Source organism: Paenibacillus silvestris (genome assembly GCF_009882985.1).
Classification (GTDB): Bacteria; Bacillota; Bacilli; order Paenibacillales; family NBRC-103111; genus Paenibacillus_E; species Paenibacillus_E silvestris.
In genome coordinates this window covers 281-19,397 of record NZ_WTUZ01000004.1, presented here as the reverse complement: position 1 = coordinate 19,397, position 19,117 = coordinate 281, and the positions used below count along the sequence as shown (strand labels likewise).

At 48.2% G+C, this 19,117-nt stretch carries 18 protein-coding genes, 11 tRNA genes, 1 rRNA gene and 1 riboswitch (1 of these 31 only partly in view); of the genes, 1 reads left to right on the top strand and 29 read right to left on the bottom strand.

Translation table 11 applies throughout. The annotated features are described in order from the left end of the window. Positions 1 to 29: 29 nt before the first annotated feature. From GQF01_RS01135 to yyaC, 9 genes are all read right to left on the bottom strand, one after another. Positions 30 to 1,400 carry an aspartate aminotransferase family protein gene (locus GQF01_RS01135; protein ID WP_407945382.1) on the bottom strand — a complete coding sequence of 457 codons (1,371 nt, stop codon included), beginning with the start codon at positions 1,398 to 1,400 and terminating at the stop codon, positions 30 to 32. 126 nt (positions 1,401 to 1,526) lie between these two features. Continuing rightward, on the bottom strand, positions 1,527 to 1,991 hold the full coding sequence (locus tag GQF01_RS01130; RefSeq protein ID WP_161404936.1) for a response regulator transcription factor: 465 nt from the start codon (positions 1,989 to 1,991) through the stop codon (positions 1,527 to 1,529). A 48-nt stretch (positions 1,992 to 2,039) separates the two neighbouring features. Next, positions 2,040 to 4,160: a helix-turn-helix domain-containing protein gene (locus tag GQF01_RS01125; protein ID WP_161404934.1), complete on the bottom strand. Its 2,121-nt coding sequence runs from the start codon at positions 4,158 to 4,160 to the stop codon at positions 2,040 to 2,042. A 124-nt stretch (positions 4,161 to 4,284) separates the two neighbouring features. Next, positions 4,285 to 4,722 carry a rhodanese-like domain-containing protein gene (locus GQF01_RS01120; RefSeq protein WP_161404932.1) on the bottom strand — a complete coding sequence of 146 codons (438 nt, stop codon included), beginning with the start codon at positions 4,720 to 4,722 and terminating at the stop codon, positions 4,285 to 4,287. A gap of 106 nt (positions 4,723 to 4,828) precedes the next feature. Next, positions 4,829 to 5,716, bottom strand: a complete 888-nt coding sequence (locus GQF01_RS01115; RefSeq protein ID WP_161404930.1) for a LysR family transcriptional regulator — start codon at positions 5,714 to 5,716, stop codon at positions 4,829 to 4,831. 136 nt (positions 5,717 to 5,852) lie between these two features. Then, positions 5,853 to 6,116 carry a hypothetical protein gene (locus GQF01_RS01110; protein ID WP_161404928.1) on the bottom strand — a complete coding sequence of 88 codons (264 nt, stop codon included), beginning with the start codon at positions 6,114 to 6,116 and terminating at the stop codon, positions 5,853 to 5,855. A gap of 162 nt (positions 6,117 to 6,278) precedes the next feature. Next, the gene (locus GQF01_RS01105; RefSeq protein WP_161404926.1) at positions 6,279 to 7,259 is read right to left on the bottom strand and encodes a phosphotransferase enzyme family protein; all 981 of its coding nucleotides are present in this window, start codon (positions 7,257 to 7,259) and stop codon (positions 6,279 to 6,281) included. A gap of 368 nt (positions 7,260 to 7,627) precedes the next feature. Further along, positions 7,628 to 9,436, bottom strand: coding sequence for an ABC transporter ATP-binding protein (locus GQF01_RS01100; protein WP_161405183.1), 1,809 nt, complete (start codon positions 9,434 to 9,436; stop codon positions 7,628 to 7,630). Between the two features lie 15 nt (positions 9,437 to 9,451). Beyond that, the gene (yyaC, locus tag GQF01_RS01095; RefSeq protein WP_202555964.1) at positions 9,452 to 10,003 is read right to left on the bottom strand and encodes a spore protease YyaC; all 552 of its coding nucleotides are present in this window, start codon (positions 10,001 to 10,003) and stop codon (positions 9,452 to 9,454) included. 101 nt (positions 10,004 to 10,104) lie between these two features. On the opposite strand from yyaC, the gene GQF01_RS01090 reads away from it, so the two are divergent. Beyond that, the gene (locus GQF01_RS01090) at positions 10,105 to 11,286 is read left to right on the top strand and encodes a glycosyltransferase (protein WP_161404924.1); all 1,182 of its coding nucleotides are present in this window, start codon (positions 10,105 to 10,107) and stop codon (positions 11,284 to 11,286) included. Positions 11,287 to 11,361: 75 nt separating this feature from the next. On the opposite strand, the gene GQF01_RS01085 is transcribed toward GQF01_RS01090, so the two are convergent. The 20 genes from GQF01_RS01085 to rrf form a co-directional block, all read right to left on the bottom strand. Then, on the bottom strand, positions 11,362 to 12,021 hold the full coding sequence (locus GQF01_RS01085) for a hypothetical protein (RefSeq protein ID WP_161404922.1): 660 nt from the start codon (positions 12,019 to 12,021) through the stop codon (positions 11,362 to 11,364). A gap of 168 nt (positions 12,022 to 12,189) precedes the next feature. Next, positions 12,190 to 13,098 carry a C40 family peptidase gene (locus GQF01_RS01080; protein WP_235958728.1) on the bottom strand — a complete coding sequence of 303 codons (909 nt, stop codon included), beginning with the start codon at positions 13,096 to 13,098 and terminating at the stop codon, positions 12,190 to 12,192. Position 13,099: 1 nt separating this feature from the next. Beyond that, a riboswitch (cyclic di-AMP (ydaO/yuaA leader) is annotated at positions 13,100 to 13,249 on the bottom strand. A gap of 148 nt (positions 13,250 to 13,397) precedes the next feature. Then, on the bottom strand, positions 13,398 to 14,330 hold the full coding sequence (locus GQF01_RS01075; RefSeq protein ID WP_161404920.1) for an aldo/keto reductase: 933 nt from the start codon (positions 14,328 to 14,330) through the stop codon (positions 13,398 to 13,400). 516 nt (positions 14,331 to 14,846) lie between these two features. Then, positions 14,847 to 14,917: transfer RNA gene (locus GQF01_RS01070), tRNA-Gly, on the bottom strand. A gap of 6 nt (positions 14,918 to 14,923) precedes the next feature. Then, positions 14,924 to 14,997, bottom strand: a tRNA-Pro gene (locus GQF01_RS01065). A gap of 24 nt (positions 14,998 to 15,021) precedes the next feature. Beyond that, positions 15,022 to 15,098: transfer RNA gene (locus tag GQF01_RS01060), tRNA-Arg, on the bottom strand. Between the two features lie 8 nt (positions 15,099 to 15,106). Further along, positions 15,107 to 15,181: transfer RNA gene (locus GQF01_RS01055), tRNA-Gly, on the bottom strand. A 101-nt stretch (positions 15,182 to 15,282) separates the two neighbouring features. After that, a complete protein-coding gene (locus tag GQF01_RS01050) occupies positions 15,283 to 15,981 on the bottom strand; it encodes an AIM24 family protein (RefSeq protein WP_161404918.1) in 699 nt (232 codons plus the stop codon). A 14-nt stretch (positions 15,982 to 15,995) separates the two neighbouring features. Further along, positions 15,996 to 16,451, bottom strand: coding sequence for a hypothetical protein (locus GQF01_RS01045; protein WP_161404916.1), 456 nt, complete (start codon positions 16,449 to 16,451; stop codon positions 15,996 to 15,998). Between the two features lie 48 nt (positions 16,452 to 16,499). Continuing rightward, positions 16,500 to 17,126, bottom strand: a complete 627-nt coding sequence (locus tag GQF01_RS01040; RefSeq protein WP_161404914.1) for a GyrI-like domain-containing protein — start codon at positions 17,124 to 17,126, stop codon at positions 16,500 to 16,502. A gap of 131 nt (positions 17,127 to 17,257) precedes the next feature. After that, the gene (locus tag GQF01_RS01035) at positions 17,258 to 17,767 is read right to left on the bottom strand and encodes a ferritin (protein WP_161404912.1); all 510 of its coding nucleotides are present in this window, start codon (positions 17,765 to 17,767) and stop codon (positions 17,258 to 17,260) included. 117 nt (positions 17,768 to 17,884) lie between these two features. Then, positions 17,885 to 18,136, bottom strand: a complete 252-nt coding sequence (locus GQF01_RS01030; protein WP_127458787.1) for a DUF1450 domain-containing protein — start codon at positions 18,134 to 18,136, stop codon at positions 17,885 to 17,887. 144 nt (positions 18,137 to 18,280) lie between these two features. Continuing rightward, a tRNA-Leu gene (locus GQF01_RS01025) sits at positions 18,281 to 18,365 on the bottom strand. Positions 18,366 to 18,383: 18 nt separating this feature from the next. Then, a tRNA-Lys gene (locus tag GQF01_RS01020) sits at positions 18,384 to 18,456 on the bottom strand. A 15-nt stretch (positions 18,457 to 18,471) separates the two neighbouring features. Beyond that, positions 18,472 to 18,548 (bottom strand) — tRNA-Asp (locus GQF01_RS01015). Positions 18,549 to 18,616: 68 nt separating this feature from the next. Further along, positions 18,617 to 18,693: transfer RNA gene (locus tag GQF01_RS01010), tRNA-Met, on the bottom strand. An 18-nt stretch (positions 18,694 to 18,711) separates the two neighbouring features. Then, positions 18,712 to 18,784: transfer RNA gene (locus tag GQF01_RS01005), tRNA-Val, on the bottom strand. A gap of 26 nt (positions 18,785 to 18,810) precedes the next feature. Then, positions 18,811 to 18,885, bottom strand: a tRNA-Glu gene (locus GQF01_RS01000). Positions 18,886 to 18,924: 39 nt separating this feature from the next. Further along, positions 18,925 to 19,016, bottom strand: a tRNA-Ser gene (locus GQF01_RS00995). 46 nt (positions 19,017 to 19,062) lie between these two features. After that, positions 19,063 to 19,117: ribosomal RNA gene (gene rrf, locus GQF01_RS00990) — 5S ribosomal RNA — on the bottom strand; it runs 84 nt beyond the window's last position.

The following is a 19,117-nucleotide window of genomic DNA, read 5'->3' as shown; positions in this document are numbered from 1 at the left end:
GTCGATCTCTCCTCTCTCTACCGCTCCAGTCACGCATCCAGAGCTGCGCATGCCGCATGAACAGCTTCACTGAACAGGCGCGCAATGTCATCCAGCTGCTGCTGCGTGACGATCAGTGGTGGCAAGAACCTCATCACGGAAGAATGTCGGCCGCCAACTTCCAGAATTAAGCCTCTGTGGAAGCATTCCTGTTGTATCCGTCTAGCCAGCTCTGGATACTGGGGATAATGGCCGAGTCGATCCAATTTCCCTTTCGCGTTGACGATTTCTACGCCGACCATTAGGCCTCTTCCACGTACATCTCCAATGCAGTTCACATCAAGTTTCAGCTCATTCAAGTGAGTGCGTAAATATTGACCCAGCTTCTCTACTTTGCCAGGAACATCGTGTTCCTTGATGAATTTCAGAGTAGCTAGACCAGCTGCCATCGCCATCTGATTGCCCCGGAACGTGCCGATATGCGCACCTGGCTTCCATACATCCAATTTGCTATTGTAAATGACCACCGATAGCGGCAAGCTTCCGCCAATCGCTTTGGATAATACCAAGACATCCGGAATGATGCCGGCATGCTCGAAAGCAAACAGCTTGCCAGTCCGCCCAAGTCCCGTCTGCACCTCATCAATAATGAGTGGAATGTTCCGCTCCTGCGTGATTCTCCGCATTTCACGAAGCCATTCCACTGGTGCAGGGATAGAGCCTCCTTCGCCTTGTACAACTTCGAAAATCATCCCGGCAGGGGAAACAATACCGCTTTCGGGATCGTCGAGTAAATTCTCGATATAACGGGAGGAAAGCTCGTGTGTCTGTTCGCCACCAACGCCGAACGGGCAGCGGTAAGCATAGGGGTATGGCATGAAGTGTACGTCCGGAATAAGGCCGTTCACCTTCTCCTTTTGCCCCAGCGTTCCGCTAAGGCTCATAGCTGCATGCGTTGACCCGTGGTATCCGCCTTGGAAAGACAGGATACTGCGGTTGCCCGTAGCCGTTTTGACAAGCTTAATCGCTGCTTCGATGGCATCTCCGCCAGTCGGTCCGCAAAACTGAATGCGTGCATGCTTGGCGAATTCCTCTGGCAAGCTGGCAAACAGTTCATCCACGAACTGCTCCTTCAGCGGTGTTGTCAGATCCAATGTGTGCAGCGGTCGCTTGCTGTCAAGCATCTCCTTGATCGCGTCCACGACCACAGGATGATTGTGACCGAGCGCAAGCGTCCCGGCTCCTGCAAGGCAATCATAATACACCTTGCCGTCCATATCTTTTACGTAAATTCCCTCCGCTTCTTGTATCGCAATCGGAAGCCTTCTAGGATACGATCTCGCATTGGATTCCCGCTGCGATTGGCTTTCGAGATAGCGCGTATTTTGGGACTGTTCCGTGACTGTAAGATTAACCATCATTGCTTCACTCCTTCAGATCTTGTTTGTTTATTGTTCATTAATTGATATTGATAATCATTATCAATTAATAGTAACAGCATACCAAACAAATCCGAATGCAGTCTATTCTCCAATCAGATAATATCGCTACTCCGATTGAAGCATGGCCTTCTCCTCGCCGCCCCCATATTGAAGTATTTTCTTCACCGTATAAATAAAATCTGCGCCCGAAACATCGATATTGAGCGCTTTTTTCATATTCTGAATATGTTTTTTAACGGTATTAACGCTCACATAAAGCTCTTCCGCAATTCGTTTAATTGAATAATGGTTGCATAACATTTCGGCGATCTGCCGCTGCCTCTCACTCAAACTATCCATTTTTCCACCTTGCACTTCATCTACATAAACATCACCGCTTACCACCGTATGTGAAGAAAGCCGATCTTCCCGATCGGCTCCCCCGTACTCAATCGTGACCTTGACAGATTCATTCATCTCCAGCCGCATCACCTGATCAACGACAATTTGATGCAGATCGACCAGCTTAGCTCGCGCCAATTCATCCTCAGCACTGGAATCGATCGTCAATCGTACTTTGGTTAAGGTCATATTTTCTCTCTCCATCCGTATATAGTAGGTGACTCTCACACATTATCTCTATACCGTCAGCAAATTTTCTTGCAGGAAAGCTTCTGCTATTTCATCTAAAATAAGATCGATGGCAATGGGGCCGTAATATCCGATCCACATTGTTGTATTTACGGAGTACACTTGATTGGCTTGGACGGCTCTTAACCCTTGCCAAATCTCGGATTTCTGATATTCACCGATCAGCTCTGTATTCGAGTCGTCCGTTAGCACTAGCAACCGATCTACTTGTTGAAGATCCTCCAGTGAAACCCACTTGCTAGAAATCTCGCTATCATTAGCGAAATCTGGCGCTTGAATCCCTAGTTCGCTGTACAAAATATCTGCTGTGCGATGTGCTGTGGTGTGAAGCCGAATCTGATGGTCGCGCGGCCTGATCAGGGCAACCGTTTCGCGGCCTAACTTGCTTGCTAGCGCGGTCTGCAGAGTGGCAATCTTATGCTCGTAAGCTGCCAATACGTCAGGTACCTCTTGCTCTTTGTCCAAAATCTGCCCAAACGTATGAAGCGTGCAGCGCCAATCCGCATTCCGATCCAGCAGCAGCGTCGGCGCAATCTGAGCAAGCTCGTCATACCTATCCGCTTGGAACTCCGTGCAGATAATAAGATCCGGCTCTGCCTGCTGAATCGCCTCGAGATCAGGCCTTTCCTTCGTCCCCATTAATTTGATGCCGCTCAGCTGATGCGAGACATAGGCAGGGAATTCCGAAACATCCGATGTAGCAATAACGCTGCCAACAGGCTGTCTACCGAGTGCCAACAACTGGTCGGTATATTGCGCATCGAGTACAACAATTCTCTCCGGTATAGTGTCGAGAGGCAGCTCGCCTTTAAGATGTGTGATCGTACGAGTTGTGTGTACAGCTCTAACAGCATTGGATTCTGCCGTCTTCCCGACTACTGCCGAAGACTGCACCAAAGTTCTTTTCGTATAAGCTGCACTCCCGTTTGCCTGAGCGCTAATAGGGGCCGGCCCTGAGCACACACTGAGGAGCAACGCAAGTGTAAGCATAAAACCAATAGCAATAGAAGACTTTGGAACCGAGTAGGGATACACCGCTGACATCCCTCCGCCGACTTCCTGATAATGATATTCATCCTCACTTAACCCACTATACTTTTGCAATTTACTGGGAACAATGGGCAATTGCGACAAAACCCATGGATTATGGCGACGAAAATCTGCCCGAGCAGACTTCTCTCTGAATCGCCCTGGAGAAACCCCAACATGCTTTTTAAATATCCGGCTGAAATAATAACTATCCGTATATCCGACGTCCTCTGCGATTTCGGCGATAGGCACGTCCGTATGCTGCAGAAGCGATTTCGCTTTTCCCAATCGCACCTGCATTAAGTATTCCATAGGTCCCATACTTACCTTCGCTTTGAATAGCCGCTGCAGCTGACGCCCGTTGCAGTCCAGTAGTTCCGCCAATCCTTGCAGCGTCATTTGCTCCGCATAATGTTCCTGCATATATCGGATCGCTTGCAAGGCAGGTTCCGGAACTGTCATTTCTCTGCCCTGCTCCTGCAGCTGATGCAGCATCTCGTAGACAAACTGATGAAATAAAGCTTTCACATGGAACTTTTCCAATGGGCCTAGCTGCGTCCACTGTTGATGCATCTCTTCCATCTGTAGAAACAAGGAAAGCGAATGCTGTGGCATGAATCCAAATTGCAGCTTGAACGGATTGCTTTTCTCCTGCAGTCGCAGCAGTTCCTTCCTGGCAGGAAGCGCCAGAACAGCTTTATAAAATACCATAAAATACTCAAAAGTCTCCAAGACATTGACAATATCAAGAAAAGTGCCTTTACCTGCATGACAAACATGACATTTATCCGCCGAATACATACTATTATCGAGCAGCAACTGAGCTTTCCCACGTGTTGCATACAGAAATACACTCGCAGGAAGCTGGTAGGCATGTATACTTTCACCTGGCTGCATAATCGTACGGCGCACGTCTAGCACTTTCAGTGCCGCATGGTTCCAAAGTAAAATATGCTCCTGAAAAGACAATTCCCGTTCACCACCTGGTATTTGTTGGATGATTACCAATTCACTAACTTTATTATATTGATAGTGATAATCAATATCAATTGTTTTATCTAAAAAACCCTTAATATCCATTCCTCTCCAATCCAAAAAGAAAAAGGCTGCTCCCAAAGTCATCGAATGACCGAGGGAGTGCCTCTTCAATTAACGGGAATTACTGAAAACTCCCTCTATTTCGTGCAGGAACGCCGAGTGACTATTATCCGATCAATGGAGCCGCTTGCCCTAATGTGCCCTCTACCTCGTTTCCTTCTTTACGCCAATACTCAATCCCACCTAGCATTTCTTTCACTTTAAACCCAAGCCCAGATAGACGGGCCGCGCCCTTCGTGCCTCCATTGCATGCCGGTCCCCAGCAGTAGACAACAATCACTTGGTCTTTGGACAAAGCCGCCGTCGTCTCATCATTGATCTGGTTTGAGGGCACATTGATCGCCCCAGGGATATGACACTCTGTATACGCCTTACTGCTTCTCACGTCGATCAGCAAGAAGTCATTGACCCCATGCTGCATGTCATAGCGTACATCCGCTACATCCGTTTCCATCGATAATTTGTTCATAAAATGGCGATATACAGCCACCGGTGAGGCAGCAGGTGTTTCCAATACTAGCGATACTACCGTTTGATTGTTCATAGGGATTACCTCCATTTGAAGTGTTATTTTCAATCGCTGAATGACTTGAATTGACTATAACACGATCCCAAACCATGGAGTTATCGATAGTATTTGATACCTAACTTCAATCATTCTGATAATTAAAGGCGCCAAGAACGTCCAAAAAGCCAGTAAACGCTTTGGACTGCCATTTCTTCTTTGAGTAAATAAGCTGCGTGTAGAATTTAAAATCTGGATGAACAAGCGGGACTGCGGTGAGCCTGCCATTCTTAATATCCTCGGCAACAACGATGCGCGGTAATAAGGCTATGCCAAGTCCGTACATGACGCACTGCTTGATTGCTTCTAAGTTCCCAAATTCATAAGACAAGGAATAGGGAATTTGATTGCTTTTGAGCGTCCTAAGCAGCGTAGCCCTGTATGTACAACCATCTTCCGTTAGAATTAACGATTCTTTTTCCAAATCTCCGATCTGCACTTCGTTTACACGGGCAAATTTGTGCGCAGGACTAGCGATGATAACGAGCTCCTCCTCCCTTAACATGCAGCAATGAAGCTCAGGATCCTGAAATGGTGGATCCAGAATGATGCCCACATCAAGCGCACCCTCTTTCACAGCATCAATAATGAAGGGCTCGTTGCCCGGTTGAATCATCACATTAATTTCCGGGAAATGATGGCGATACGTCTGAAGATGCGGCGGAAGAAAAAAAGCAGCTAGCGTTTCTATCGTACCTATGGAAATTATCCCTCTGGACTGCTGGGAAACAACCTCCTTTGACTCCTCATGGAGCCTGTAGATCTCGTTGGCATATTGCAGGAGCGCCTCGCCAGCAAGTGTGAGCTTCATACTTCTTCCGAATCGTTCTACAAGAACGGCTCCGTAAGATTCCTCCAGCTTTTGAATTTGAGTCGTAATACTCGACTGCGCATATCCGAGCACTTCCGCAGCGCGTGTGTAACTTCCCCATTTGGCTACTTCACGAAAGGTTTTTAGATACGTTAATTCCACTATGAATCACCTTCTTTATGTACACATATTAGCTACATCGTACCACACATGGCACGCGAGGATAACGTCTTCTTCGTCCTTTTTGGACTACTAAAAAAGCCACCGAACCTCGGCAGCCTTCCTCTCTTAGCTTCTATTATAGGTCTTTGGCCAAATGGGGTTTACTATAATGACTAACGCCACCGGAACCGACCAGCACTCTACCGCCTTTATTGAAAGTGATTAATTTGCTTTGCCCGTTATTCAGCAGAACCGTCACTTTAGCCCGATTGGCCGTCGCAATATAGATGATATATCCGCCTCTGCCTATCACCGTTCGCCAGTTGTTATCGAACTCCGATCTTGCGACCCGGTTCGAATAGACCTGATTCTCCAATTTAGCTGCCTGCGTTTTTCTCATGGAACCTCACCCGCTTCCTATTTGAAATGCGATTCCCTATATCGTATGCAAGAGTTCTAGTTTGGCATGGACAGGTTTAGCTGCGGGCGATAGAGATCATTCTTTTTTAACCCTCGCATCGCCTCTTCGTTGTCGTTAGCTTGTCCAGATCATGGAAGATTACTACAAGTGGCCAATCAAATCAGGAATGCTGTCCCAATGCTCAGTAACCCACTCCATTTCCTGCAAAAACCGCGCCGGGACACCAGTCTCCTCATAAATCTCCGTACGAAGCCACCAAATGGATTCAATTAAATACAGCATTTGAACAGCCCGAAGAAGTATCCCCCTTGGCGCGGCAGCATGCTCCCGATACCCATTTAGAAAAGCCTGAGCCGTATCCACACGAATCCCATCCATCTCCCATGCACCAGACAACACAGCTCGAGCGATATCGATTTCTGGATAAGCCACATCCATGCGGTCAAAATCGACAATTCCCGCTACCCCATCTGCACGAAGCAGCAGGTTATCCGCCCACAGATCCCAGTGCAGCCAGCCAATCGTACTCTCTGAAAATATATCAAAATCCAGCGCTTGGACGTTCTTGATCGCCTTTTCCAACAGCACAATAAGCGGCAGGTTATGGCTCTGGATCGCTTGCTCGAGGTTAGCTTGAAGCTCCTTAAGACAACCTGCCTGATCCGGTTCCCATGCTTGGTTGGCTAGCGGAACATCATGAAGCATTTGATGCATGTGGCCTGTTGTTTTGCCTAAGTCATACATATGGGAAGGACTCATGCCCCCGGGAACGGGAACATTTCCCTCCACCCAGTCCATGATCGCATAGTGGTGGCCCGTCGGAGTCTCCTGCACGAACACTCCTTCCAATGAGGCGTACACCTCTGGGCAGGATAAGCCTGACTCATGCAGCCGCTGCTGCAAATACAAGGTCTTCTCTATCTTCTTTCTTTTCGCTGGCACATGCAGCTTATACCGATCCGGATGATAGAACTTAACAAATACAAGACCTTTGTCTGTCATAAGTCGCCATTTTACATTCAGCCAACCTTTGTTAAGCCGCTGAGCATCCCTAACTCTTCTGCCAAAACTCTTCTGAATATCTGTAACGATTTCCTCCAGCACCTGGCTGATCTCGACCATTGCTTTGCTCCTTGTCCTATCACCGACATGTGGAAATAACATATACTTGGCCGTTTATCGAGCAAATCCTTCAACGCTGAGGGAACTATAGGCCGCTAATTCAGCAAAACTGGCATATTCCCCCATGAATCGGAACTACAGGGTCTTATTCGCCGCCGAGACTGCCCATTTAGCCCACATAAGGCATAATAGCGGATCCTAGTTCCCCTTCCTAGCCAACTACTTGGTTTCGGCCGAAATAGCGGACTCTAGTTCCCTCCCTCCTAAAACATCCGCAAACCCTATTTCGTGTGCAAAATATTGCGTGCAAAAAAAAGCCCCGAAAGGTCTTGTCTTTGCAGACTTTACAGACCTTCCAGAGCCATCCCCTACGCCTCTTCTTCCGTCTTGGCGAACTGCGTGCTGTACAGCCGCGCATACAGCCCGTCAAGAGCCAGCAGCTCGCGGTGCGTGCCCCGCTCCACGACGCTGCCCGCTTCGATCACCAGAATGTGATCGGCGGCCAGCACCGTGGAGAGCCGGTGCGCGATCACGAGCGTCGTGCGCCCTTGCATCAGCTCCTCGAGCGCCGCCTGCACATAGGACTCGGATTCCGAGTCCAAATGCGACGTCGCCTCATCGAGGATGAGGATGCGCGGGCGCTTCAGGATCGCGCGAGCAATCGCGATCCGCTGGCGCTCGCCGCCGGAGAGCCGGTGCCCGCGCTCTCCAACCATCGTGTCGTACCCTTCGGGGAGCGACACGATGAAGTCGTGGATGTAGGCCTGGCGGCACGCGGCCTCCATCTCCTCACGCGTAGCGTCCTCTCGCGCGAAGCGCAGGTTGTCCCCAATCGTCGCGTGGAACAGAAACGATTCCTGCGTCACGTACGCGATTTGCGCGCGAAGCGAAGCAAGCCGAGCTTCGCGGACGTTCATGCCGTCGACCTCGACGCTTCCCGACGTCGGGTCATACAGCCGCGCGATCATGCCGATCAGCGTCGATTTGCCGGCGCCGCTCGGCCCGACGAGCGCAATCATTTCGCCCGGCTGCGCCTCGAACGTAACGTCCCGCAGCGCGTACTGCCCTGGCTTATAAGCGAAGGAAACTTGCTTATAAGCCACTCGCCCCGCAACTTGGCTCAGCGGCCGCGCATCAGGAGCATCCATGACATCGGGCACCATGTCCTGGTATTCAAAAATCCGCTGGAATACGCCCAGCGCCGTCCCTACTTCTACCTGTAGGTTCAGCAGTGTACCTACAGGCATATACAATCGGCCGAGATAGGCCGAGAAGGCAACAATCGCCCCGAGTGACATGGTGCCGGAAATAACCGAAAACCCGCCATACAAGTAAATAATGGCTGTACCCAGCGGCCCGAGCGTACTCGTCGCCATCCCGAACCATCGGCCGACCAGATTAAGCCGCAGCTCCAGATCCATCACTTTCTGGTTCATTGCCTTAAAGTCGGCCTCCTGCTGCCGCTCCCTACCGAAAATACGGGTCAACAAAGCGCCGGAGATGCCGAAGTTTTCACTTAGCTGTGAGGTAATATCAGACCTCACCTTTTGTGTTTGGATGCGGAGTGCTTTGCGCAGCTTCGAAACCTTTTTAACCGGCATCATAAAAAGAGGAAGAATCAGCACAGCGATAATCGCCAACTTCCAATCCAGGGCAAACAAAATACCAATCGTTGTTGCAACAATGACAAGCTGCGTAATTGATGACACCACAAGTGAGGTAACGACGCCTTGAACGGCCTGCACATCCCCTGTGATCCGCTGCACGATTTCGCCCGATCTGGCATCCGTATAGAAAGCCATCGACTGGCGCTGCAGATTTTGAAACAAAGTCAGCCCCAAATCCCGGATTACCCCTTGCGTTACTTTTGTGTTGAGATGATTCTGCCATACGCCCAGCACACCGCTCACGATTGGAAGCAGCAGCATGAGCATCGCCATCTCGGCTAGCAGCTTCATGCTTCCTTGCGGAATCGCCTTATCAATGATCTCCTTCATGACCAAAGGGGGGATCAACCCGACTATAGCTGCCAGCAGTGCCAGCCCTATAATGCCTGACAACTGCCCCCAGTAGCCTCGGAACAAGGTCAGAATTCTTTTAACCGATACATCCTTCAACTTCGCCTTAGGCCTATCCCTATCAGATAGCCGTCCTCCACCGCCTGGTCCCAATTTCATCACTCCATTCTGTTACTAGCTCTGTCTATCCGAGGGTACGAGGGGAAATGCATGCCGAATCGCTCTCGCCACTTCATCCGCCATATTCATAACCCTGTAAAGCGACGTCGTTTGCAAAATATTATACTGCCTTGGGCCATCCACGTTAACAATGGCGGCAATTGTGTAATCGCCAACATGGGGCAAATCTTTCCCAACCGACTTGCCTGGCGCAAGCGGCTGATTCGATACTTGGTACATGCCTACCGACAACTTCTGGCCCAAACAAGCGTCTATCGCAATTACGACACTGCCCTGCGGAATTTCCTGCAGTCGCGCCGCAATGTTACTGGCATCACAGGGTGCTTCCAACGTGCCTATGACATGAGGATATCCAAACTCGGCAAGCTTGCTACCTACTAAAGGTCCCAAGGCATCTCCACTTGATCGATCTGTCCCAATACATACAAAAAAGAGCTCGCTCGGCTCAATCTCCGATGATTCTCCAATGGTTTCAAGAAAGAGAGCCAACTGCTCACCATTCATTTTTTTCCAAAACTGCTCTCGTGTGTCGGGCGTTTCCCCCATCTATCATTTCCTCCTCTTACAAGCTTCCAGCAAAATTTCCCCCTACCAAGGATGAATGATATAATGCGATCAACTTCTATTCTTCCATAAGGAGGTATCCTGTGTCCACTCTCGGCATCATCGCTCTTCTAACCCTCCTGTATTGGTTATTCGTCACTATGGATGTATTAAAAGGTTTGCCTCACCTGCGAACGCTGCCTAAGTCTAAGTCCAGTCAATTCCCAGACAAGCCCCCGCTTGTATCTGTCATCATTGCAGCCAAAGAAGAGGAAACGACAATCCGCGAAACCGTCAGGCATCTGCTTTCCCAGAATTACCCGCGCCTCGAAATCATTGCTGTCAATGATCGATCGAAGGATGCCACCGGTGTCCGGCTGGAGGAGCTGCGCAAATGGTCCGAAGGCAAGAAAGACATCTCCACCAAACTGCAAATCATTCACATCACTCACTTGCCCGAAGGCTGGCTTGGCAAAAACCATGCGCTATACCAAGGATATCTACAGGCAAGAGGACAGTATCTGCTGTTTACAGATGCGGACATTCTGTTTACTCCTGGCACGATAGCTGACGCAGTCAGTTATATGAAGGAACAGGATGTGCAGCACCTCACGCTGACGCCAAATATGATCGCGCGAGGCGCGTTACTCAAGGGATTCGTCCATTTCTTTCTGTTCTCATTTTCGTTATTCGTTCGCCCCTGGCGTGCGAATATTGACAACTCCAAAGCCCCTGGCATTGGTATCGGCGCGTTCAATATGGTAAGCCGCAGCGCCTATGAAGCGATCGGCATGCATAAGGCGATCGCGTTAAGACCTGATGATGATCTACAGTTAGGTATCTTCCTCAAAAGAGCAGGTTTCCGCCAAAGAATATTGTCTGCCATGCACCTGCTTGAAGTAGAATGGTACCCTTCGCTCAAAGAAGCGGTTATTGGACTGGAAAAAAACCTTTTTTCTGGCTTTCGCTACAGCTACATCGTTGCTTTGCTCGCTTGTTTGGGACAGATCGGCTTTTTTATTGGCCCATGGCTTGGCCTTCTCTTCCTCTGGGATTGGCGTGGAGCCGTCTATGCGGCTGCTGTTATTCTGCAAATCTGGCTCTATCGCAAGCTCATGTCCCGAATAATGAGCCTCAGAGGTGATTCCGCTTATCTGCTTCCTGTCAGCGCTTCGCTGCTTGTTTACACGATTGTTCGCTCCGTTTGGCTGACTTGGAAACAAGGCGGCATTTACTGGAGAGGCACCTTTTATTCGCTGCGTGAACTAAAAAGAAGTAGAAGATAGTTTAGCACAGACGCCAAATAAGCGTTACTCGACAGAGCAAAGCTTACCCTCACGGTTTGTGGCATGATCCTACAGCTAGTGAACACGATTCATTCGTACAACCCGATAGTACAAATGGCTGCTCGGCTCTTGTTCCACGTCCAAATACCCCTCAGCATGCACGTAATCTCCCGTTATAAACGTGGAGGCATCTACTGAACTAGAGTGTGTCAGGAACAGGAGTGCAGCTTTATCGTTGCCTACGACGAATCCCGTTTGTTCTTTAATTTGAAATTTATCTAAAATAGTGCCATGATGTGACCTTGCGATATGGTGAAACTTCCAAGCATGATCTTCTTTAATTAGAAAATACAAGACGCGATTCTTATGATTGTTGTTGAATTCCCGCGTAACACCAATCATACAAATTTTCTCACCTAGGCTTAAATATTCATCAATTACATAAGATTTCAGCCGCAACCTCAGCACATTTTTGTGTTGGATATAGGCTTCCATTTCTTCTATTGTTCTCTGGTCTCTAGGATCTTGCTTCGTTGCGTAAAATACTTCTTTGATAAACGTATCCGTTTGCAGGCTCCTAGCCCCTTTGAAATGATTGTATGTACGAAAAAACTGCTGAATAACTTCCCGGATCTCTTCTGGCATGGCAGGACCCTTATCCACGGTATACATGCTATCTGCTATACTCGAATGTCTCTTTTTATGAAACCAACTCTTCCAGACACTTAAATGCATGCGCTCGTGTTCACCTGCTCTTTCTTTCTTCCAAACATTTCTTCATTATAGGCTAAAAACCATAAAATTTCGATAAAAATCGCAAGATTCTGCGAACGAAAAAAAACACCCGCTCTCTATGTCTTTCATTCGAAAGAACATAGAAACAAGTGTTCGATAGTCCTATCCTTACAGAACTCTTCTCGCTCCGACATATCTTGCGCTCCAATATGCGCTCGACAGGCTGTCCACAGCCACGCCTCTAGATGTAGTCGCTGAAATGAATCGATCATTGCCTAGATAAATGCCCACGTGATTCACTGTCTTTGAAGCAAAGAACACCAAGTCTCCGGCTTTCAAATCCGTGACTTTCGTGCCTGCTTCACTGTGCATTTCCGCTGACGTACGAGGCAAATCGATCCCCTTCGCTTGATACAAAAACCGCACAAAACCAGAGCAATCAAATCCTCTCGGTGTCGTGCCCCCCCACACATAAGGCACGCCCATATAGGCGTTTGCCGTCTGAGCAATTTGCTCACTCACAGACGGAGCAGGAGCTGCTGCAACCTTAGGAGCCGGTGCTGGAGCTGGCGGCGGTGGAGGTGCAATCCAAGCTGGTTTGTGCGACTTTCCATCCACATCCACAATCGCGATCTGGTTTGCATCATTCCATTCAATTGGCGAACCGAAGGTTTCCGTGATGAAACGCAGTGGAACGTAGGTGTTCCCTTGGTACACGGTTGGACTGCTCTCCAAACTGATCTTCTTACTGTTCACGAGCGCTTGTGGCTGCTCTGTCACGAGTAAGATCGACTGCTGTTTGTTAACCAGTGTGACCTCGATTTGATCCGCTTGCTTCTCCCAGCTCACCTGATAGCCCAGCTTCTCAGATAGCACTCGGAGTGGAACTTGCATGATGCCTTTGTCATCAATGTAAGGCTGAACTTCCGGGAACTTCAGCAGCTCATCATTGACTTGCACCTTTACAGGGCGGTCCGTTGGCGCCGAAGCAGCCTGAGCGGAGTGTGCTGTAAACATTGGTACTGCGGCGCATACAATTGCGCATGAACAAATAAGACGTGAAGAAAAAGATTTCAAAGCCTTGCCTCCTTGACGCCTCCGAGGTTAGTTGACGGGTTCGGGAAGAGGTTTTCCCTAGTACGCTCAGCTAGCAGCGCTCATTCACCCCAAATAAAGAAGTCCCCCGTACCAGAGCTTTCGATGCTCCGAGATTCGGCATTTTTTGTCTATGTTAGACTAGCATAGTTTAATTGGTAGGCACAACTTTTGACAAATGGTAATTTTTACCAGTTGCTTTTGTCGAATAATGCTTACATCCCGCTCACCATAAGGCATAACAAAAAACCACCCCATCGGGGTGGTTTGCAACTAGGCTGCTAGGAGTAGCCAATTACTGACAATGCACGCTCACTGACTGTGTTCAGAGTCTCTAGCTCTGAGGCGGATAATGACAATGAGGCCGCTTTGATATTATTTTCGAGATGATGCTCGTCCTGTGTACCTATAATGGCCGAAGTAAGTACTTCCTGGTGCAGCAGCCAAGCAATTGCTACTTGTGACACGTTAGCGTCTTTGGAATCAGCCATTTCTTTCATCACAGCCAGTAGCTCCTTCTCTGCCTCCAAATGCTCCGGAAGGAACAGCCTTCTCTCTTTGCGGAAGTCTCCCTCTTTCAACGTCTTTCCATCAAGATGGAAAGCACCTGTCAGAATCCCTTTCGCGATCGAGCTGTAGCTCATCACACCAATGTTATGTTCCTGGCAAAATGGCAAAATCTCTTGCTCGATGGCTCTGTGCAGCAAGCTGTATTCAGGCTGAATTACATCGATTTGTGCGTAATTCACCGCTTCTTTCAGCTGCTCCAGAGAGAAATTCGAAACGCCAATAGCCCGAATCAAGCCTTCTTCCTTCAGCTTCACAAATTCAGCAAGAGTATCCTGCACGGGAATCTCAAAACTAGGCCAGTGAATGTAATAAACATCTATGTAATCTGTCTTCAAACGACTCAAACTGTTTTCTGCTGATCTCCGTACATCTTGAGGAGCTAGATTGCTTCTGCTCACCTTCGTTGTGATGATACATTGTTTGCGTATATCTGCCAAAGCAGCACCGACGATCTCTTCCGAGTGCCCATTGCCGTAGCCTTCTGCCGTATCGAACGTTGTGATGCCGAGCTCGAAAGCTTTACGGATGAGCTCGATATTATTTTGGTCGTTCGTGAACTCCCAAGGACCTCCTCCGAGCTCCCAACAGCCAAAGGTTATGTTTGAGATGTCAAAACTTGCATTTCCAAGCCTCTTCGCCTTCATAGTCGCCGACCTCATTTCATTGATATCGTCTCACGATAATGCACACGTTAACAAAATAAGTATACCGCTTTCATCATCTTTTGCCAAGAAATGAGGAGGTTCTGGCATCCTATCAGGATGTTTTCATTTGCTACATCGTGTTCCCCTGTGTGTTAACGGGAACTACAGGCCTCTATTTAGTTGGAAAACGGTGCATTTGCCCCGCCGAGGGAACTATGTTCCGTTATTTTGCAGTTTCAGCCTATAAGCTCGCCTTTGGGTGGCAAATAAGGCCCTGTAGTTCCCCCTAATCGGGGAATTAAACAGATTTGCCCGAAATAGCGGACTCCAGTTCCCTCTCACCTGCTCGACCTCATTGAACATGCTTCCTTCGGAAGCAACCAGTGGTAGATTTGGACGCTCGTCCTACACGAGATTACTCAAGCTGCCTTCACGGACGGCCCTACCCTCTGTGGTTTCTCTTCCCTAAACGCACAAAAGAAAAAGCCACCCGAAGGTGGCTCTTTCTTTGTTTGAAGCGGGTGATGGGAATCGAACCCACGCTACCAGCTTGGAAGGCTGAAGTTCTACCATTGAACTACACCCGCGTAATATCGGGATGACACGATTTGAACATGCGACCCCCTGCTCCCAAAGCAGGTGCTCTACCAAGCTGAGCTACATCCCGAAACGCTTATAACTTAAGTAAGAATGGCGCGCCCTGAGAGATTCGAACTCCCGACCTTTTGATTCGTAGTCAAATACTCTATCCAGCTGAGCTAAGGGCGCTTAAATTATGGAGCGGAAGACGGGGATCGAACCCGCGACCCTCGCCTTGGCAAGGCGATGCTCTACCGCTGAGCCACTTCCGCACGGTATATCTTGCTTGTCACTTGATTTCATTCTCAGAGGCGACAAGGAATAATATATCAGGATTTGAGAACAAATGCAAATGTTTTTTGTGACAAACGTATTATTTTATAAAAATACCGCCAAAAGGGAGCACTTCCCTTGCAATTCGCCGCAAGAAGCTGTCATTTTTCATATGCTCATCGAGCTTACGATCCGGCTTGCATGGCTGCAGCAGCACATGTCCGTGCCCCGTCATCTCCCAATGGTAATTCATATGCTGACTCGCTAATGTATTGCCGTATACGCTGAGGCGCAGCACTGCACTCCGTGGATACGCAATAAGACAGTTAATATCTACATATAAAGGCTGCTTAGGATCCAACGCCATCTGATACAAGGGACCAGCAGTCAGAAGCCCTAGCGTTCCTGGCCCTTTGAACTGCATTTTCACAAGGTCTTGCGTGATCAGCGTATTCTTAACATTTTGCAGATGAGAAGTAAAGCTGACACCGTCCGTATAAAACAGAACATGCCGAAACTCATACAATAGGTCATCGTCAACCCCAATAGGCACAACAGACATACTGTAGCCCTCTGGCAAGCCTAGCATGAGCTGAGCGGGACCTCGCACGCGTGATTGAATCAAACGTCTTTTGCGGTACATACTAGGCAGCTTCATCAAAGAGTCTTCTCTTTGCTCGGACCTCCCTTGAAAAGCTACGATCTGGTTTGGATGCAGCACATGAATTGATTCGTCTTGTTCGATGCGCAAGGTGGCCATTTTCGCGTGTGAGCTTGCATGTTCGAAATTTACATCCATGCCTCTCAGGCCTCCTATCTCGTTTGACGCTTCTGTCTCCGCCAGACTACATACCGAAATACCCGTCCGAGTACAAAATACAGCACGATAAGCAGCACTACCGCGATAACCATATTCGTTATTTTACGATTCCGTTTCTCTTTATCTAACGCCACCTGCTCCATGACCTTTAAGCGCTCTTGCAGCAGTTCATTTTCCTTTTGGAGTGCTTCGTTTTGCTGGAGGAGCTTTTCTTCGGTTTCCTGCGAATGTCGAATCGTTTCCGATAGCTTGTCCTTTTGCTCTTCTAATTGCTGTTTCGTTGCCTCGTAATCTTTCTGAATCTGCTCCACATTCTCAGGCAGCTGATAAATATCTTTCACCCGATCGAGCCAGGAGGCTTGGGCTGCAGTCGTAGGCATCATGAGCCCTATCCCAATCACTAGAACGCCGATCACATAACCAATCGCTTGAATAGGACGTGTCCGCATCGCCTTCCCCCCAGCAGTTCGACATTTCCTTCTATTTTACAGCAAAAATCACCCCTTCACCACTCCTACCGCCTTTACAGGGTACCGCAAAATCGTTTTCATTTTCGAAGGCTCAATCTTCCTGGGGTCGGATAAATAGATTTCATGATGAAGGCCGCTAATGTTTACATCGCTTGTCTCCATGAATTGATACATTTGACGTAGCGTTTCAGGCTCGGTGGCATACGGACCAATATGCAGCATCTGTACACAGCTTCCTTCATGCAAACTTTCAAATTGGATATCCGAAAGCAGCACTAGTTCTTTTTTCTTACCTATTGCTTTAACTCGGGCTTCCTCCACCTTCTCTGCGGTGACATAATCGGGCATCCGGATCAGCAGCTTCCAACGCCACTGTTCCTTAGGTACCTCCAACGCGTTGCGGCTATCTCCATCTACCCACCACAAGCCCTCTAGCTTGGCCACAGTGAAGTCTTTCTCTTCCATCTTATAAATGCCCTTAATGCTGTAAGAAAGCGTATAGAGTGCTTCAGTGGCATATGCGAAGACCTCTCCATTCGGATCCCCAGTTCTTTGGATCGTTACATACCAAACTGGTCCAAAATCGATTAGCTGCGGTTTGGTCGGAGCTGTGTAATAGGCCTTGTAGGCTTTGGTCAAATCTAATTTTTCCATGCGGCACTTCCTTTTTTTCTTTCAGTATATAAAATAAACCCTGACAGCTATACGTCAGTAAACATAAAAAAACCTACCCTTCGCCAATAACGGCGAAAAAGTAAGTTTGGGTCTTCATTAATAGTATGTAATTATTCCCCGGTTGGTGGAGTGAATGAGCGCTGTGCAAATTCCGCATCCAACATGAAGAAGGCATTGCTGTCTTTGTCGATTCTTTTCAGCTTATTAATAATGCTGTCGAACATTGCTTCTTCCTCTACCTGCTCATCAATGAACCATTTGAGGAACTGCATAGTCGCATGCTCACGATCGTTGAGTGCCAAATCAGACAGATGGTAAATGCGTCTTGTAACTTCCTGCTCATGCTTGTAGGCATGCTCAAAAGCGTCGAGGATCGATTCGTACTCATTCACAGGCGTGTCCATGCCAGCGAAGGTAACCTTTTTCCCACGATCATTAATAAATTTGAAAATCTTCATAGCATGAAACTTTTCTTCTTCCGCCTGAACCATAAAAAAGTTCGAGAATCCATCCAAGCTTTCTGCTGCACAATAACCAGCTATGGCCAAATAGACGTGCGCGGAGTAAAATTCATAGTTCATCTGCTCATTGAGCGCTTCCGTAAGTTCATCTTTTAACATGATGTGCTGCACATCCTTTCTGTATGGTTATCTTTTGCAAATCCCCATACATACAAGATTACCAGAACTTCATATACAAATACAAACGGAAGTCGGAAATTTTACAAAGGTTAATATTCAGGCCATGACGGTTTCAGCCCTGGATTCAGCAATAATCTGCTTCAGCTGAGCATATAGTAGGTCAGGCGAAGCGGCACAAACTAAGTCTTTTTTGCCGATCATCGCGATGCACTCTTTCTTGCAATGCTTACAATTCCCTAGGCAATCCTTCTTCTTTTGCTTCAAGTCAGGGTATTCATTCTTCAACGACTTATATATTTGTTTGGATCCGAATTTCTCATTTCTGCAGCAGTATTTAATCGTTTTCAAGTCATAACCTCCACCGCTCAAATATACCGCCTATACCCTGATATTAGTGATAATAATAATCAATGTCAATAGTAATTTGAAAATGAATGTACAAAAAAAAGCTTCCTTAGCTCCTTTAGAAGGAATTAAGAAAGCTCTTTGTGATGCGGTCAAGAGGACTCGAACCTCCACGGGGGGTTAGCCCACACGGACCTGAACCGTGCGCGTCTGCCAATTCCGCCATGACCGCATAAAACGAAAAAAAAACTGAGTCATGTAGGATTCGAACCTACGACACCCTGATTAAAAGTCAGGTGCTCTACCAACTGAGCTAATGACTCAAACTGATTAAAAAATGGCGGAGCCGACGGGATTCGAACCCGCGGTCTCCTGCGTGACAGGCAGGCATGTTAGGCCTCTACACCACGGCTCCACACATAAAATATTGCACCTCATATTGGGTTCTTTTGACGAAGTCAAAAGTTTCACACTTTAAGAGGTTGGTTGCGGGGGCAGGATTTGAACCTGCGGCCTTCGGGTTATGAGCCCGACGAGCTACCGGGCTGCTCCACCCCGCGTCGTTAAAAAGGTAAAAATGGAGGCTGACGGGATCGAACCGCCGACCCTCTGCTTGTAAGGCAGATGCTCTCCCAGCTGAGCTAAGCCTCCATGGGAATATACTTCTAAAGTAATAATGGTGACCCGTAGGGGACTCGAACCCCTGTTACCTCCGTGAAAGGGAGGTGTCTTAACCACTTGACCAACGGGCCACGTAAACAGGCTTTTCTTAAGTAAATCGAGCTTATAGGTGGCGGAGAGAGAGGGATTCGAACCCTCGAGACGCTTGTGACGCCTACACGATTTCCAATCGTGCTCCTTCGGCCAGCTCGGACACCTCTCCATGAAAGCCTGGCATAGGATAAAAATGGCTCCCCGAACAGGACTCGAACCTGTGACAACTCGATTAACAGTCGAGTGCTCTACCAACTGAGCTATCAGGGA

Bases quoted from the DNA above. Each gene is read 5' to 3' on its own strand.
- GQF01_RS01135 (WP_407945382.1), bottom strand. From the start codon at position 1,400: ATGATGGTTAATCTTACAGTCACGGAACAGTCCCAAAATACGCGCTAT.
- GQF01_RS01130 (WP_161404936.1), bottom strand. From the start codon at position 1,991: ATGACCTTAACCAAAGTACGATTGACGATCGATTCCAGTGCTGAGGAT.
- GQF01_RS01125 (WP_161404934.1), bottom strand. From the start codon at position 4,160: ATGGATATTAAGGGTTTTTTAGATAAAACAATTGATATTGATTATCAC.
- GQF01_RS01120 (WP_161404932.1), bottom strand. From the start codon at position 4,722: ATGAACAATCAAACGGTAGTATCGCTAGTATTGGAAACACCTGCTGCC.
- GQF01_RS01110 (WP_161404928.1), bottom strand. From the start codon at position 6,116: ATGAGAAAAACGCAGGCAGCTAAATTGGAGAATCAGGTCTATTCGAAC.
- GQF01_RS01105 (WP_161404926.1), bottom strand. From the start codon at position 7,259: ATGGTCGAGATCAGCCAGGTGCTGGAGGAAATCGTTACAGATATTCAG.
- GQF01_RS01100 (WP_161405183.1), bottom strand. From the start codon at position 9,436: ATGAAATTGGGACCAGGCGGTGGAGGACGGCTATCTGATAGGGATAGG.
- yyaC (WP_202555964.1), bottom strand. From the start codon at position 10,003: ATGGGGGAAACGCCCGACACACGAGAGCAGTTTTGGAAAAAAATGAAT.
- GQF01_RS01085 (WP_161404922.1), bottom strand. From the start codon at position 12,021: ATGCATTTAAGTGTCTGGAAGAGTTGGTTTCATAAAAAGAGACATTCG.
- GQF01_RS01075 (WP_161404920.1), bottom strand. From the start codon at position 14,330: ATGAAGGCGAAGAGGCTTGGAAATGCAAGTTTTGACATCTCAAACATA.
- GQF01_RS01050 (WP_161404918.1), bottom strand. From the start codon at position 15,981: ATGGATGTAAATTTCGAACATGCAAGCTCACACGCGAAAATGGCCACC.
- GQF01_RS01045 (WP_161404916.1), bottom strand. From the start codon at position 16,451: ATGCGGACACGTCCTATTCAAGCGATTGGTTATGTGATCGGCGTTCTA.
- GQF01_RS01040 (WP_161404914.1), bottom strand. From the start codon at position 17,126: ATGGAAAAATTAGATTTGACCAAAGCCTACAAGGCCTATTACACAGCT.
- GQF01_RS01035 (WP_161404912.1), bottom strand. From the start codon at position 17,767: ATGTTAAAAGATGAACTTACGGAAGCGCTCAATGAGCAGATGAACTAT.